Below are 14,811 nucleotides of genomic sequence, written 5' to 3'. Positions count from 1 at the left end.
GCAGACAAGGCAAGGGGCCGCAGCAGATGGCTGGACTCGCAGTGGATGGGTCGAACCCCGACGTCAGCCTGCTCTACGACATCAACGGGCTCGCGAAGTCCGCTCCCACCTGGTTCGACCGGGTCATGGAGTTCGTCGGCGAGTACGGGATCATGCTCGGCATGGTCCTGGTGGTCCTGTGGTGCTGGTGGAGCGTGCGCCGGCGCGGCACGGCCGATGATTCGGTGACGGCGGTCGCCGGGATCGTCTGGGCGCCGCTCGCCGCCGGGATCGCGCTGCTCATCAACATTCCGATCCGCGGCTTCGTGGAGCGCCAGCGCCCGTTCCGAGAGCACCCGGGACTGGATGTGCTGGTGGACGGGAAGAACGACTTCTCCTTCGTGAGCGACCACGCCACGATGGCGATGGCCCTGGCCGTCGGGCTCTTCGTGGTCAACCGGAAGTTCGGCATCGCCGCGATCGGCCTCGCCCTGCTGGAAGGCTTCTGCCGGATCTACATGGGCGTCCACTACCCGACCGACGTCATCGGCGGATTCGCGCTCGGTACGGCGGTCGCCCTGCTGCTCGCCCCGCTCGCGATGCTGCTGCTGACCCCGTTGGCGGCGGCGGTCTCCCGGTCGGGCCGGCTCGGCGGACTCGTCAGATCGCGGAGTCTGCGGGCATCGGCCGCGACCGACGGGCGGGCCGGGGCGTTCGGGATCCCCGAGCCGCGGCCGGGTACGGGCTGCGGCGACGGTGAGAAGGACCTGGCCGCGTAGCACTCCGGCGGTGCGGCAGGCCCGTATCGGGGGCCCGCCGCCCGTGACCGCAGGTCAGAGAGCCTGCAGGAAGGCGAAGATGCGCCCGGGGTCGTACTGCTTCTTCAGCTCGGCGAGGCGGTCGGCCGCCGGACCGTAGTAGGCCCGGCGCCAGTCGGTCAGCGTCGGGTCGCTGTAGTTCTGGTACGCCGCTCCGGACGCGTACCGGCGCATGGCCGCGTGGGTGTTTTTCAGCCAGTCCTGCTGGGCGCCGCCCGCGGTGCCGGGGCGCCAGGAGGCGATGTACTGGGCGAGTACGCGGGAGCGGCGGTGGACGAAGGCCGTGGCCTGCGGGGAGACCCGGTTGATCGCCCCGCCGAGCGCGGTGAGCGCGATGGAGCCGCCGCCCCCGCCCTGGGTCACGGGAATCCGGGTGAACGCCTCGGCCCGGTCGAGCAGGGCGCTCACGCCCGCCGCGGACAGGGACCGGTCGTAGAAGTCGGAAGCGGCGGCGTACGTCTCGCGCTGGAGCGTGCCCTGCGTGGTGCGGCCGGGCGTCGTGCCGGGCAGATGGCACTGGGCGTCGGTGATGCCCGAGCAGCCCGCGTACACCAGCATGGCCTCCTGGTAACTGCGGCGGCGCAGCGAGACGGAGGAGGCCGGGGCGCCGATCCGGTCGGCGAGGCGGTCGACGGCGTTCTGCAGGTCGCGGTACGTACCGAGGCTGAACGCGGCCACCGAAACGTTCGGATTGCCGCCGCCCGGCCCCGCGGCGAGATGAGCGGAGGACCAGATCTCGTCGGGCTGGGACGGTCCCCACTCCTGCCAGGCCGTGATGACGGACCGGGCGCGCGACCAGGGCCAGGACATGTACGCGGTGACGGTCTGCGGGACCGGGCGGGTACGGAACCTCAGCTCGGTGACCACGCCGAAGTTGCCGTTGCCCGCGCCGCGCAGCGCCCAGAAGAGGTCCGGATGGTGCTTGGCGTCCACGGTGAGGGTCTTGCCGTCGGCCGTGACGACGGTCGCCGCGGTGAGGCTGTCGCAGGTCAGGCCATACGCGCGGGACGCGACGCCGTGGCCGCCGCCGAGGGTGAGGCCGGAGATGCCGACGGTGGGGCAGGAGCCGCCGGGGATCGTCAGGCCGTGGCGGGCGAGGCCCTGGTAGACGTCGATGAGTTTGGCGCCCGCGCCGATCGTCCCGTTCCGCTCGACGCGGGACAGTGACGAGACGTCAAGGACGAGACGGCCGTTGCCGCTCGACCAGCCGGCGTAGGAATGGCCGCCGCTGCGGATGGACACGGGGGTGGCGGTGCGGCGGGCGAAGGCCAGGCACTCGCGGATGTCCGCCTCGTGCCGGACATAGGCGACGGCGGCCGGCTTCAGGCCGTCGAAGCGGGTGTTGTAGAGCTGACGCGCCGTCGCGTAGGCCGCGTCCTGGGGGCGTATGAGGGTGCCGTCGAGGCTCTTGGCCAGGGCGGACCAGTTCGCCGGGCCGGAGGAGGAGGAAGAGGGCTTCGACGGGATCGATGAGGCCGGTGAGGCGGGTGTGGTTCCGCCCGTGCCGCCCGTGGTGCGCGCCCCCCCTGCGGAGTCGCCGCCGGTGTTGGACGTGTGGTCGCACGCGGTGGCGGTGAGGCCGGTGAGTGCTGCTGCGGCGCCCGCGGCGAGCAGGGTGCGGCGGTCGGTCAGGGGCGACAGGTTCATCGGACCTCCGGGTCATGGCGCTCACGGCCGGTCGGTGGGGGAGAGGCCGGGGAAGAAGGGCGAGGTGCCAAGGAGAGGAACAGGGCGAGAGGACGGAGCGAGGAAAAGGACGGAGGGGGGAGAGGGCAGAGGGCGGGGTCAGGGAGGGGGGTCAGGGTGCCGCGCGGTGTTCCGCGGCGTCCGTGCGGGCCCGGTCCCGGGAGCGGCGGGCCGGCCCGGACCAGCCGCAGCCGCAGCGGGCGGTGCAGAACGAGCCGCGTTCCACGGTCGTGGGCTCGTGCTCGTCGGGCGCGGGGGTGGGGGGAGCCGCCGGGACCTCGTCGGTGCGTTGGTCATACACCCGTCCACGGTACTGGGCACGGCCACCCGGCGGTGTGTCGTGGGGGAGCGGCGTGACGGTGGACACGGGCCGTCGTTATGCGGAACGGGTGGGGCTCGGGCAAGCGGTACGTCGTTGGGGGTTGGCAGGCGATGGTGGTGCAGCAGCACAGGTCCGGAGGCGGGGCGCGCGCTGTCTGCGCCCTTGCCTTGATGGGCGTGATGGCGGCGACCGCCGGATGCGGTGGCCGGGGTGGCGGCGGTGACCGTGCCATGGCCGATGAACGGGGCGGTGCCGACTCCCTCGACGCGGTCCGCGGCGCGGCCGCGGTGCTCGCCGGGACGTCGACGGTGACATCGGCCGGGACGGGAACGGGGGCGGTGACCGGAAGGGCCGCTCCCCGGGCCGGGGCCCCGTCCGTCGCGGGAAGCGCCGAGGTGCGTACCTCCATGGAGACCGCGGCGGGCGGGACACGGGTGACGATCAGGGGCCGGGGGACGTACGACTTCCGCAACCGGACGGGCCGGCTGACGGTCGTGCTGCCCAAGGACGCGGCCGGCGAGGACGAGCACCGTCCCATCGTCGAACTGCTGGCCCCCGGCGCGCTCTACATGATGAACCGCGGCGCCGGAGTGCCCGCGGACAAGTGGGTCAGGGTCGACACGACGACTCTGGCGGACGGCAATCTCGTCACCGGCGGCGTGACCGATCCGATGGCCGCCGCCGAACTGCTGCGTGGGGCGCGGGAGGTGGAGTACGTGGGAAGGACCGTGCTCGCCGGGGTGAGCGTGCGGCACTACCGGGGGACCTCGGACATCGGCCGGGCGGCGCGCGAGGCCTCGCCGGAATCGCGCGCGACACTGGCCGCGGCGGCGAAGGGGTTCCGCACGCGGACGGTGCCGTTCGATGCGTATCTGGACGAACAGGGGCGGCTGCGCAAGGTGCGCCACCGGTTCAGTTTCGCCAACGAGGGGCCGGTGGTGGAGGTGGTGTCGACGACGCTGCTGTCCGGATTCGGGGTGCCGGTCTCCGTACGGCTGCCGGACGATGGCGACATCTACACCGGGAAGATCGAACAGCGACAGCCGGGCGACGGACGGACGGGGTCGGGGGCGTAGGCATGCCGGCGGGCGGGAAATGGCCCGTCCGTGCCATGCGCGGCGCGTGGTCCGCTCCCTACGCTAGGAAGTCGGCGACGGCAGTGAGAGGTGAGTGACGTGGTGACGCTCGGCACGCGGACCGTATCCGACATTGTGGCCCTCGCCGAGATCGATCTCTGCGGCGAGCTGATGATCGCCGCCTCGGCCGCGATCGGGGAACGGCTCAGCGCGGACCGCATCGACGAGGTGCTGAACGTCCGGGTGATCACCGAGCGCAACAGCGTCCCCCGGCAGGCCGACCGCCGGGGGTGAGCGCGGGGCCCCGCATCAGGTGCGGAGCAGGCGGGCGATGGCCTTCGTGGCCTCCTCGACCTTGGCGTCGACCTCCTCGCCTCCCTTGACCGCCGCGTCGGCGACGCAGTGCCGCAGATGCTCCTCCAGCAGCTGGAGCGCGAAGGACTGGAGAGCCTTCGTGGACGCCGAGACCTGGGTGAGTATGTCGATGCAGTAGACGTCCTCGTCGACCATGCGCTGCAGACCGCGGATCTGGCCCTCGATCCGGCGCAGCCGCTTGAGGTGCTCGGCCTTCTGGTGGTGATAGCCGTGTATGCCTCGGTCGTGATCGGTGACAACCGTTTCCGTGACCGGATCCGTCGCCGCGGCGTCGGTGGTCCCGGCGGCCTCGGTGGTGGTCATTACTGCCTCCCGTTTTCCCTTTACTCTGCCGTTCATATACCCCTGGTGGGTATATTCTAACGAATTCTGCCGAACCGTGACCGGGGGCCCGTGCTGATCACCGGGCCCGATGCGCGACACTGAAGAATGCCGGTTAGCCGTGGCCGGATGATGCGCCTAGCATCAGCCTGACCGAATCCAAAGCCCCGAGGACCCCACGTGCGCTTTCGTCTGACCCCCAGGGAGACGAGCTTCTATGACATGTTCTCCGCATCCGCGGACAACATCGTCACGGGCTCGAAACTCCTGATGGAACTGCTCGGGGCGGACTCTGCCTCCCGGGTCGAGATCGCGGAGCGCATGCGGGCAGCGGAGCACGCGGGGGACGATGCCACCCACGCGATCTTCCACCAGCTGAACTCCTCTTTCATTACGCCGTTCGACCGTGAGGACATTTACAACCTCGCTTCGTCGCTCGACGACATCATGGACTTCATGGAAGAGGCCGTCGACCTGGTCGTGCTGTACCAGGTCGAGGAACTCCCCAAGGGCGTCGCGCAGCAGATCGAGGTGCTGGCACGGGCGGCCGAGCTGACCGCCGAGGCGATGCCGGGTCTGCGCACCATGGACAATCTCACCGAGTACTGGATCGAGGTCAACCGTCTGGAGAACCAGGCCGACCAGATCCACCGCAAACTGCTCGCCCATCTCTTCAATGGCAAGTACGACGCCATGGAGGTGCTGAAGCTCAAGCAGATCGTGGACGTACTGGAAGAGGCGGCCGACGCGTTCGAACACGTCGCCAACACGGTGGAGACCATCGCGGTCAAGGAGTCCTGAACCACGTGGACACCTTTGCGCTGATCGTGACCATCGGTGTCGCGCTCGGATTTACCTATACGAACGGTTTCCACGACTCGGCGAATGCCATCGCCACGTCCGTCTCCACCCGAGCGCTCACACCGCGCGCGGCGCTGGCGATGGCCGCGGTGATGAACCTCGCCGGTGCGTTCCTCGGCAGCGGTGTCGCCAAGACCGTCAGTGAGGGGCTGATCGCGACCCCCGAGGGCGACAAGGGGATGGGTATCCTCTTCGCCGCGCTCGTCGGCGCGATCATCTGGAACCTCATCACCTGGTATTTCGGACTGCCCTCCTCGTCCTCGCACGCGTTGTTCGGCGGCATGGTCGGTGCGGCGCTCGCCGGCGGGACGATGGTGCACTGGGACGGGGTGCTCGACAAGGTCATCATCCCGATGTTCGTCTCGCCGGTCATCGGCCTGATCGTCGGCTATCTGGTGATGGTCGCGATCATGTGGATGTTCCGGAAGACCAACCCGCACAAGGCCAAGCGCGGCTTCCGGATAGCACAGACGGTCTCGGCCGCGGGCATGGCGCTCGGCCATGGTCTGCAGGACGCGCAGAAGACGATGGGCATCGTGGTGATGGCCCTGGTCATCGCCGATGTCGAGAGCCCGAGCGACCCGATTCCGGTCTGGGTGAAGCTCGTCTGCGCGCTGATGCTCTCGCTGGGAACCTACGCGGGCGGCTGGCGCATCATGCGGACGCTCGGCCGGAAGATCATCGAACTGGACCCGCCGCAGGGATTCGCCGCGGAGACGACGGGTGCGTCGATCATGTTCGGTTCGGCGTTCCTGTTCCACGCGCCGATCTCCACGACGCATGTGATCACCTCGGCGATCATGGGTGTGGGCGCCACGAAGCGGGTGAACGCGGTGCGCTGGGGGGTCGCCAAGAACATCATCCTGGGGTGGTTCATCACGATGCCGGCCGCCGCGCTGGTCGCCGCCGCCAGTTACGGGGTCGTGGTGCTGCTCTTCGGCTGACGGGGCGGCGGGGTGGCCGGGGTATCCGGTGGCCGCGCTGCCCGTCGGTTTCGGACGGGCCTGATCCGGTGATACGGAAAGAGGGCCGCCCCTACTCCCTCTGCGGGGAGCGGGGGCGGCCCCTTCGCCTTGCGGTGGCACCGCCATGCAGCACCTCAAGGCAGTTCTGGGGGCGAGGCCGGTCGCCCGGAGGGTGCGGTGGTTCGCCGGTGGAAACCCGCCACCGGGCGCAACCGCCCACGCCGCCGGCCCACGTCGGCCCCGTCGCCGGGTGACCGGGTTATCCGAATCGGCCCGAGATGTAGTCCTCGGTCGCCTGGACGGACGGGTTGGAGAAGATGCGTTCCGTCTCGTCGATCTCCACGAGCTTGCCGGGCTTGCCGACCGCCGCGAGGTTGAAGAACGCCGTGCGGTCCGAGACGCGGGCCGCCTGCTGCATGTTGTGCGTCACGATGACGATCGTGAAGCGCTCCTTCAGCTCGCCGATCAGGTCCTCGATGGCGAGCGTGGAGATCGGGTCCAGGGCGGAGCACGGCTCGTCCATCAGCAGCACGTCCGGCTCGACCGCGATCGCGCGGGCGATGCACAGACGCTGCTGCTGACCGCCGGAGAGACCGGAGCCGGGCTTGTTCAGCCGGTCCTTGACCTCGTTCCACAGGTTGGCGCCGCGCAGGGACTTCTCGACGACGTCCGACAGCTGGTTCTTCTTGTACGAGCCGTTCAGCTTGAGGCCCGCGGCGACGTTGTCGAAGATCGACATGGTCGGGAACGGGTTCGGACGCTGGAAGACCATGCCGACCGTGCGGCGCACGGTGACCGGGTCGACGTTCGCCCCGTACAGGTTCTCGTCGTCCAGCAGCACCTTGCCCTCGACGCGGCCGCCGGGGGTGACCTCGTGCATGCGGTTCAGGGTGCGCAGGAAGGTGGACTTGCCGCAGCCGGACGGGCCGATGAAGGCGGTCACGGAGCGGGGCTCCACGGTCATCGAGATGTCCTCGATGGCGAGGTGGGAGCCGTAGTAGGCGGACAGGCCGCTGACGTCGATGCGCTTGGCCATCTGAATCACTGCTTCTTTCGTGCCGCGGTCAGCGGCCGGTCTTCGGGGCCTTCCAGCGGGCGATGCCGCGGGCCACCAGATTGAGGATCATGACGAAGGCGATCAGGACCAGAGCGGCGGCCCAGGCACGGTCGTACGACGCCTCGCTGCCGATCTTGAACTGCTCCCAGATGTAGTAGGGGAGCGAGGACTGTGCGCCTTGGAAGGGGTTGGAGTTGATCAGCTGGCTGCCGAAGACCAGCAGCATGATCGGCGCGGTCTCGCCGGCGATCCGGGCGATGGCGAGCATCACACCTGTGGTGATACCGCCGATCGCGGTGGGCAGAACCACCTTCAGGATGGTGCGCCACTTCGGGATGCCGAGGGCGAGCGATGCCTCGCGGAGCTCGTTCGGGACGAGCTTGAGCATCTCCTCGGTGGAGCGGACCACGACCGGGATCATCAGGATCGTGAGCGCCAGCGAACCCATCAGGCCGGACGGCTGGAGCTTCGCCATGAGCATGATCGACAGGATGAAGAGGCCGGCGACGATGGACGGGATACCGGTCATCACGTCGACGAAGAACGTCACACTCTTGGCGAGCGCACCCTTCCCGTACTCCACCAGGTAGACGGCGGCGAGCAGGCCGATCGGGGCGGAGATCAAGGTGGCGAGGCCGACCTGCTCCAGGGTGCCGATCAGCGCGTGGTAGACACCGCCACCCGGCTCCATGCCGAGCACACCGGACATGGAGTGGGTGAGGAAGTAGACGTCCAGGACCTTGGCGCCGTTGCTGACCGTGGTCCAGACCAGCGAGGCCAGCGGCACGACGGCGAGGAGGAAGCACACCCAGACGATGCTGGTGGCGAGCCGGTCCTTGGCCTGGCGCTGGTTCTCGACGACCGTCGTCGTGACGTACGAGATGACGACGAAGAGCACTGCGGAGAACAGGCCCCACTGGACGCGGCTCTGCCAGCCCGCCGCCGCGCCGATGCCGACGCCGAGCACGAGCGCGGCGGCCGCGAAGGCGGCCGGGGCCCAGCGGGGGAGCGCCCGGCTGCTGAGGCTGCTCCCGGAAGCGGCCGCCGTGGGGGTGGGGCGTTCCTGTATGCCGGTGTTGGCTGCCTGGCTCATGCGTTGGCCCCCGAGTACTCCTTGCGGCGGGCGATGATGAGCCGGGCCGCGCCGTTGACCAGCAGGGTGAGGATGAAGAGGACGAGGCCGGAGGCGATCAGGGCGTCACGCCCGAGCTGATCGGCCTCGCCGAACTTCGCGGCGATGTTCTGGGCGAACGTTCCGCCGCCGGAGTTGAGCACATGCGCCGAGATGACGAAGCTCGGCGACAGGACCGTGGCGACGGCCATCGTCTCGCCGAGTGCGCGGCCCAGGCCCAGCATCGACGCGGAGATCACGCCGGAGCGGCCGAAGGGCAGCACCGACAGGCGGATGACTTCCCAGCGGGTGGCGCCGAGAGCGAGGGCGGCTTCCTCGTTCATCTTCGGGACCTGGAGGAAGACCTCGCGGCTGACGCTCGTCACGATCGGCAGAATCATGATCGCGAGCAAGATGCCGACGGTGAAGAGCGAGCGGGCGACGCCGACCTCGGTCTTCTCCAGGACGTACGTCCAGCCGAAGAACTGGTCGAGCCAGAGGTTCAGCCCCTCCAGGTACGGGACCAGGAAGAGTGCCCCCCAGATGCCGTACACGATGCTCGGCACTGCCGCGAGCAGATCGACGACGTACGCGAGGGGCGCGGCCAGCTTGCGCGGCGCGTAGTGCGAGATGAAGAGGGCGATACCGACAGCGATCGGAACCGCGATGGCCATCGCGATGATCGAGCTGACGATCGTGCCGAAGAGCAGGGCCGCGATACCGAAGACCGGCTTGTCGCCGACCGGGTTCCAGTCCAGCGTGGTGAAGAAGTTGCCCTGGTCCTTGGAGACGGCGAGCGTCGCGCGGTACGTGAGGAACACGGCGATCGACGCCATGATCACGAGCAGCAGAATGCCTGAACCCCGTGAGAGGCCCAGGAAGATTGTGTCGCCCGCGCGTCCGGGGGCCTTGGGCCTGGCGCGCTTGCGTTGCACCGGGTGCGCCGGTGGCGTGTCTATCGGTGTGGTGGAAGCCATGGTCTTTCCGGTCTGTGTGGGGGAGCGGTGTGGCTCCCCTGGCGGCGGTGCACCGGATGGGGGTGGTGCCGACGGGCCGGTCCGGAGGGGTGCACCGGGCCGGCCTGCCGGGCGTTGCTGGATTTCAGCTGGTGTTACGGGTGTTGCTTCCGACTACGAGAGGGACGCGATGGTCTCGCGGACCTTGGCGTTGATCTCGGTCGGGATCGGCGCGTAACCGGCCTCGGTGAGGAGCTTCTGGCCCTCGTCACCCGCGGTGTAGTTCAGGAAGGACTTGACCGTGGGGAGCGTCTCGGCCTTGTTGCCCTTGTCACAGACGACCTCGTACGTCACCAGGACGATCGGGTACGCACCCTCGGCCTTGGTCGTGTAGTCGAGGTCGAGCGCCAGGTCCTTGCCGGTGCCCTTGATCTTGGCGGCGGCGATGGCCTTGGAGGCGTTCTCCGGGGTGGCCTTGACCGGGGTGGAGCCACCGGTGTTGATGTCGACCGTGGAGATGGACTGCGACGAGGCGTACGAGAGCTCGAAGTAACCGATCGAGCCGTCGACCTGCTTCACCTGGGCGGCGACACCGGAGGACTGGGACGCGGACTGGCCACCGGGGGCCGGCCACTTCTTCTCGGGCTCGTACTTCCAGTCGCTCGGCGCGGTGGCGGCGAGGTACTTGCTGAGATTCTGCGTGGTGCCGGAGTCGTCGGAGCGGTGGAAGGCCTGGATCGCCTTGTCCGGAAGCTTCGCGCCCTTGTTGAGCTTGGCGATCGCCGGGTCGTTCCACTTCTTGATCTTGCTGTCGAAGATCTTGGCAAGGGTGGGGGCGTCCAGCGTCAGGCTGTCGACACCCTCGAGGTGGAAGCCGATCGCGATCGGGCCGCCGACCATCGGGAGGTTGATGCCCTGGCCGGTCTTGCAGACCTTCTTCGAGTCGGCGACCTCTTCGGGCTTCAGCGCCGAGTCGGAGCCTGCGAAGCTGACCGTGGCCTGGTTGAAGTCGATGATGCCCTCACCGGAGGACGACGACTTGTAGTTGACCTCCACGCCCTTGCAGCCGGCCATGTAGTTCTTGGCCCAGAGGTCCATGGCGTTCTTCTGCGCGCTGGAGCCGGAGGCGAGGAGCTGGCCCTTGGCGTCGTCACACTTGACGTTCGACGCGGCGCTCGTCTTCTCGCCGCTGCCGCCCGTGCCGCTGTTGTTGTCCGAACCGCACGCCGTGAGGACCAGGGCGCTGGAGACGGCGAGGGCACCGAGCGCGGTGGCACGAAGCCGGTTCTTGCGCTGAAGCTTCACTTTTCGGGTTTTTCCTTCCAGGAGCCGCCGAGGTCATGTTCGTTCTACGACGGCGTGCGACGTGGTGGGTGGTGCGGCGTTGTGCCGCGCACCGTGCACAGCCGAAGTTAGGCAGAACAGGTGAAGCGGTTTACGGGGAAGAGTGAACGGGAGGTGAACCGTGTCGGACGGTGCGGTTCTGGAGCCCGGTCAGGCGCCCGGCAGGTCGGCGAGCAGGGCGTCCAGCACGTCCCGGTCGTGGGACCGGGTGAGGCGGGTCCGGGCCGCCGCCGGGGAGAGCCAGCTCACCCGGTCGACCTCGGCGTTGGGTATGAAGGAGCCACCGGTCGCCTCGGCCGCCCAGTAGGCGACCTCCTTGGGACGCCCGTTCGCGAGGTATCGGACCGTGGGGAGCGGTGCGCCCGGTGCGCAGTGGTGACCGGTCTCCTCCAAGACCTCACGCAGGGCGCCGTCCAGCGCGGACTCGCCGCGCTTCAGCTTGCCCTTGGGATGCGACCAGTCGTCGTATCTGGGCCGGTGGACCAGACAGATCTCCAGCTCGCCGGAGCGCTCCGACCGGCGCCACAGCACGCATCCCGCGGCCAGTACGGTCGTATTGCTCACGGTGCGATCACCGCCGCGGTGGCATACGGCCAGTTCTCCCGGAACACACTGCGCGCCGCTTCCACCTCGTGCCGCTGGTCGGCGTGGAGCACCCCCAGGGCGTACGCGGTGGCGGGCGCGATCCGGGGGGTGCGCGCCGCCGACGCCGCCGCGGCCGCCGCCTCCGCCGCGTCCCGGTGCAGGTCCAGCGCGTGCCCCGGCGCGGCCAGGGCCGGATCGGGCGCGCCCCGCATCACCTCGCGGGCGTACCGGTGCAGCCGCAGCAGCAGCCGGGTCCGGTGCCAGGGCGCGTCCTGCGCCTCGTTGTACGGCTCGACCGCCCCGTCCGAAGGGAGGGCGGCCACCGCGCCGAGCAGCTGTTGTTCGGCCCGGTCGGCGGGCCCGTGCAGCATCTCCTCGGCCGGCGCGGTGGCCGTCGTGGCGAGCGGGACCTCGGAGGCGAGCAGCGCGACCGCGTCGGCCACCGCGTGGAAGCGGGAGGAGCCGAGCGCCTGGAGAGCCGCGGAGTGGGCGCGGGTCCGGGCGAGGGTCAGCTGCCGTTCCAGCAGCGCGCCGGCGCGGGCCGCGCCGACACCGAGAGCGGCGCGCTCCTTGCTGTCGGAGCCGGAGTCGGTTGTCGCACGGGCGGCGGGCAGCGAGGTGCCGGACAGGGCGTGCAGCGCTTCGAGGAGCCGGTTCAGCCGAGTCGCGTAGGCGTGTTCCCGGGCCAGGGTGCCCGAGAGCCAGGCCAGTTCGGTGCGGAGCTGCTCGGCCCAGGCCGTGTCCAGTGCTGCCCGGAAGGTGTGCAGTGTGCCGCCGATCCGCCGGGACGAGCGGCGCAGCGCGCCGGCGGCCTCCTCGGCGGCGTGGCTCCCGGCGTCCGTGGGGGCGCTGTTCTCGCGGTGCAGGCGCAGGCTGCGCAGGAATTCGGCGGCCTGTCCCTGCAGGTAGGGCGCGAGCACCGCCCCTGCCGTAAGGTCCGCCTGCGTCGTCTGGTGGTCATGGCGTCGCACGCCGGCGCCTCCGGGCGTCAATGAGCATTTCCTGTACGTGCCGCAGCGGCTGGCCGTCCGCGTCCGTGGCGTGCCGGGTCCAGTTGCCGTCGGAACCGAGGTGCCAGGAGGAGGTGGTGTCGGCCATGCCGGTCTCCAGGAGCCGGCCGAGGGCGGCGCGATGGGCGGGGTCGGCGACCCGGACCAGTGCTTCGATCCGGCGGTCGAGGTTGCGGTGCATCATGTCGGCGCTGCCGAGCCACACTTCGGGTTCGCCGCCGTTGCCGAAGGAGAAGACCCGGGAGTGTTCGAGGAAGCGGCCCAGTATCGAGCGGACCCGGATGTTCTCGGAGAGACCGGCGACGCCGGGGCGGATCGCGCAGATGCCGCGCACCCAGATGTCCACCGGCACGCCCGCCATCGCGGCCCGGTAGCAGGCGTCGATGATCGCCTCGTCGACCATCGAGTTGACCTTGATACGGACGTAGGCGGCCCGCCCGGCCCGCTGGTGCGTGATCTCCTTGTCGATCCGGGCGATCAGCCCGTCGCGCAGGGACTTCGGGGCGACCAGGAGGCGGCGGTAGGTCTCGCGGCGGGAGTAGCCGGAGAGCCGGTTGAAGAGGTCGGAGAGGTCCGCGCCGACCTGCGGGTCGGCGGTCAGCAGGCCGAGGTCCTCGTACAGCCGGGCCGTCTTGGGGTGGTAGTTGCCGGTGCCGACGTGGGAGTAGCGGCGCAGCGTGTCGCCCTCCTGGCGGACGACGAGCGAGAGCTTGCAGTGGGTCTTGAGGCCGACGAGGCCGTAGACCACATGGCAGCCGGACTCCTCCAGCTTGCGCGCCCACTTGATGTTGGCCTGCTCGTCGAAGCGGGCCTTGATCTCGACGAGTACGAGGACCTGCTTGCCGGATTCGGCGGCGTCGACCAGCGCTTCCACTATCGGGGATTCGCCCGAAGTCCGGTACAGGGTCTGCTTGATGGCGAGCACGTCGGGGTCGGCGGCGGCCTGCTCCAGGAACGCCTGCACGGAGGTGGAGAACGAGTCGTACGGGTGGTGCAGGAGTACGTCGCGTTCGCGCAGCGCGGCGAAGATGTCGGGCGCGGCAGCGGATTCGACCTCGGCGAGATCGCGGTGGGTGCCCGCGATGAACTTGGGGTACTTCAGCTCGGGCCGGTCCAGGGACGCTATGCCGAAGAGCCCGGTGAGGTCGAGCGGTCCGGGCAGCGGGTAGACCTCGGCGTCGGACACCTTGAGTTCGCGTACCAGCAGGTCCAGCACGTACGGATCGATCGACTCCTCGACCTCCAGGCGGACCGGCGGGCCGAAGCGGCGCCGCATGAGCTCCTTCTCCAGGGCCTGGAGGAGGTTCTCGGCGTCGTCCTCCTCGACCTCCAGGTCCTCGTTCCTGGTGACCCGGAACGTGTGGTGGGCGAGGACCTCCATGCCCGGGAAGAGCTCTTCGAGGTGGGCGGCGATGACGTCCTCTATGGGCACGTGCCGCTGTGGCGACGCCTCCAGGAAGCGGGTCAGCAGCGGCGGCACCTTGACCCGGGCGAAGTGGCGGTGGCCGCTGACCGGGTTGCGTACGACGACGGCGAGGTTGAGCGAGAGGCCCGAGATGTACGGGAAGGGGTGCGCCGGGTCGACGGCGAGGGGGGTCAGCACGGGGAAGACGCGCTGCCGGAAGAAGGTGAACAGGCGGGCCTGCTCCTTCTCGGTCAGTTCGGGCCAGCGGATCAGCTGGATGCCCTCGTCGGACAGGGCGGGGGCGACGTCCTGCTGGTAGCAGGCGGCATGCCGGGCCATGAGCTCGCGCGAGCGGGTCCAGATCAGGTCGAGGACTTCGCGGGGCTGGAGGCCGGAGGCGGAGCGGGTGGCGACCCCGGTGGCGATACGGCGCTTCAGTCCGGCCACCCGGACCATGAAGAACTCGTCCAGGTTGGAGGCGAAGATGGCGAGGAAATTAGCCCGTTCGAGGAGGGGGGTCGCCGGATCCTCGGCCAGTTCGAGCACTCGTTCGTTGAATGCGAGCCAACTGCGTTCCCGGTCCAGGAAGCGGCCGGGCGGCAGCTCGTCGCCGTCGACGTCGGGTTCGTACGTGTCGACGTCGGCATCGATGTCGGGATCGAGGTGGGCCCGGATCGACAGCGCGGCGCCGTTGGACGCCGCGGCGGCGACGGCGTGCGGCCGGTGCGCGGCGAGCGTGCCCACCGACGGCTGCGCGGCGGTCTGGACCGGGACCTCGGAGCTGGGCTGCTGGCTCATGTCCCCATTCTTCCGCGTCAGGGGCTCCGAGGGCGCGCCGGAGGGTGCGGAGATCGCGTTAAACGCACGGTTCGTGTGGTTCGCGCGGTCTCCACCGGGATTTCTCCCGTGGTGGGGGGTCGGCACAGCTGGCTGCATCCTG

The 14,811-nt window shown here is 69.6% G+C and carries 15 protein-coding genes; 5 read left to right on the top strand and 10 right to left on the bottom strand.

The annotated features are described in order from the left end of the window. Positions 1–26 precede the first annotated feature (26 nt). Positions 27–758, top strand: coding sequence for a phosphatase PAP2 family protein (locus tag ABZ826_RS13540; RefSeq protein WP_361446624.1), 732 nt, complete (start codon positions 27–29; stop codon positions 756–758). 54 nt (positions 759–812) lie between these two features. On the opposite strand, the gene ABZ826_RS13535 is transcribed toward ABZ826_RS13540, so the two are convergent. Continuing rightward, on the bottom strand, positions 813–2,444 hold the full coding sequence (locus ABZ826_RS13535) for an FAD-binding oxidoreductase (RefSeq protein WP_361446622.1): 1,632 nt from the start codon (positions 2,442–2,444) through the stop codon (positions 813–815). Between the two features lie 151 nt (positions 2,445–2,595). Next, positions 2,596–2,784, bottom strand: a complete 189-nt coding sequence (locus ABZ826_RS13530) for a hypothetical protein (RefSeq protein WP_361446619.1) — start codon at positions 2,782–2,784, stop codon at positions 2,596–2,598. Between the two features lie 131 nt (positions 2,785–2,915). Between ABZ826_RS13530 and ABZ826_RS13525 the strand changes: the two genes are divergently transcribed. After that, entirely contained in the window at positions 2,916–3,881 is a 966-nt protein-coding gene (locus ABZ826_RS13525) for a hypothetical protein (RefSeq protein WP_361446617.1), read from the top strand. Between the two features lie 99 nt (positions 3,882–3,980). Then, positions 3,981–4,175, top strand: a complete 195-nt coding sequence (locus tag ABZ826_RS13520) for a hypothetical protein (RefSeq protein ID WP_361446615.1) — start codon at positions 3,981–3,983, stop codon at positions 4,173–4,175. Positions 4,176–4,190: 15 nt separating this feature from the next. On the opposite strand, the gene ABZ826_RS13515 is transcribed toward ABZ826_RS13520, so the two are convergent. Next, positions 4,191–4,559 (bottom strand): metal-sensitive transcriptional regulator, encoded by a 369-nt coding sequence (locus tag ABZ826_RS13515; protein ID WP_361446613.1) that lies wholly within the window; start codon positions 4,557–4,559, stop codon positions 4,191–4,193. Between the two features lie 198 nt (positions 4,560–4,757). On the opposite strand from ABZ826_RS13515, the gene ABZ826_RS13510 reads away from it, so the two are divergent. Together ABZ826_RS13510 and ABZ826_RS13505 are read left to right on the top strand one after the other, a co-directional pair. Next, positions 4,758–5,378 carry a DUF47 family protein gene (locus ABZ826_RS13510; protein WP_114245730.1) on the top strand — a complete coding sequence of 207 codons (621 nt, stop codon included), beginning with the start codon at positions 4,758–4,760 and terminating at the stop codon, positions 5,376–5,378. 5 nt (positions 5,379–5,383) lie between these two features. After that, the gene (locus tag ABZ826_RS13505) at positions 5,384–6,382 is read left to right on the top strand and encodes an inorganic phosphate transporter (protein ID WP_361446610.1); all 999 of its coding nucleotides are present in this window, start codon (positions 5,384–5,386) and stop codon (positions 6,380–6,382) included. Positions 6,383–6,662: 280 nt separating this feature from the next. Here ABZ826_RS13505 and pstB read toward each other — a convergent pair whose 3' ends face one another. From pstB to ABZ826_RS13470, 7 genes are all read right to left on the bottom strand, one after another. Next, positions 6,663–7,439 (bottom strand): phosphate ABC transporter ATP-binding protein PstB, encoded by a 777-nt coding sequence (pstB, locus tag ABZ826_RS13500; protein WP_361446608.1) that lies wholly within the window; start codon positions 7,437–7,439, stop codon positions 6,663–6,665. Between the two features lie 28 nt (positions 7,440–7,467). Continuing rightward, complete coding sequence (gene pstA / locus ABZ826_RS13495; protein WP_361446605.1) at positions 7,468–8,553, bottom strand: phosphate ABC transporter permease PstA; 1,086 nt, start codon at positions 8,551–8,553, stop codon at positions 7,468–7,470. Next, the gene (gene pstC / locus ABZ826_RS13490; protein WP_361446603.1) at positions 8,550–9,548 is read right to left on the bottom strand and encodes a phosphate ABC transporter permease subunit PstC; all 999 of its coding nucleotides are present in this window, start codon (positions 9,546–9,548) and stop codon (positions 8,550–8,552) included. Before pstC ends, pstA begins: the two co-directional genes overlap by 4 nt. 153 nt (positions 9,549–9,701) lie before the next feature. Further along, a complete protein-coding gene (gene pstS / locus ABZ826_RS13485; protein ID WP_361446601.1) occupies positions 9,702–10,832 on the bottom strand; it encodes a phosphate ABC transporter substrate-binding protein PstS in 1,131 nt (376 codons plus the stop codon). Between the two features lie 189 nt (positions 10,833–11,021). Continuing rightward, positions 11,022–11,435: an NUDIX hydrolase gene (locus ABZ826_RS13480; RefSeq protein WP_361446599.1), complete on the bottom strand. Its 414-nt coding sequence runs from the start codon at positions 11,433–11,435 to the stop codon at positions 11,022–11,024. Beyond that, a complete protein-coding gene (locus tag ABZ826_RS13475) occupies positions 11,432–12,427 on the bottom strand; it encodes a CHAD domain-containing protein (protein ID WP_361446597.1) in 996 nt (331 codons plus the stop codon). The genes ABZ826_RS13480 and ABZ826_RS13475 overlap by 4 nt, the downstream gene beginning before the upstream one ends. Next, complete coding sequence (locus tag ABZ826_RS13470; protein WP_361446595.1) at positions 12,414–14,669, bottom strand: RNA degradosome polyphosphate kinase; 2,256 nt, start codon at positions 14,667–14,669, stop codon at positions 12,414–12,416. Before ABZ826_RS13470 ends, ABZ826_RS13475 begins: the two co-directional genes overlap by 14 nt. Between the last annotated feature and the right edge of the window lie 142 nt (positions 14,670–14,811).

The sequence above is a fragment of the Streptomyces sp. NPDC047515 genome, assembly GCF_040643055.1.
In the GTDB taxonomy this organism is placed as follows: Bacteria; Actinomycetota; Actinomycetes; order Streptomycetales; family Streptomycetaceae; genus Streptomyces.
This window is presented reverse-complemented; position numbering and strand designations above follow the sequence as displayed.

What these genes read in the sequence shown, in the direction of transcription:
- ABZ826_RS13540 (WP_361446624.1), top strand. Translation starts at nt 27, where the DNA reads ATGGCTGGACTCGCAGTGGATGGGTCGAACCCCGACGTCAGCCTGCTC.
- ABZ826_RS13535 (WP_361446622.1), bottom strand. Translation starts at nt 2,444, where the DNA reads ATGAACCTGTCGCCCCTGACCGACCGCCGCACCCTGCTCGCCGCGGGC.
- ABZ826_RS13525 (WP_361446617.1), top strand. Translation starts at nt 2,916, where the DNA reads ATGGTGGTGCAGCAGCACAGGTCCGGAGGCGGGGCGCGCGCTGTCTGC.
- ABZ826_RS13515 (WP_361446613.1), bottom strand. Translation starts at nt 4,559, where the DNA reads ATGACCACCACCGAGGCCGCCGGGACCACCGACGCCGCGGCGACGGAT.
- pstB (WP_361446608.1), bottom strand. Translation starts at nt 7,439, where the DNA reads ATGGCCAAGCGCATCGACGTCAGCGGCCTGTCCGCCTACTACGGCTCC.
- pstA (WP_361446605.1), bottom strand. Translation starts at nt 8,553, where the DNA reads ATGAGCCAGGCAGCCAACACCGGCATACAGGAACGCCCCACCCCCACG.
- pstC (WP_361446603.1), bottom strand. Translation starts at nt 9,548, where the DNA reads ATGGCTTCCACCACACCGATAGACACGCCACCGGCGCACCCGGTGCAA.
- ABZ826_RS13470 (WP_361446595.1), bottom strand. Translation starts at nt 14,669, where the DNA reads ATGAGCCAGCAGCCCAGCTCCGAGGTCCCGGTCCAGACCGCCGCGCAG.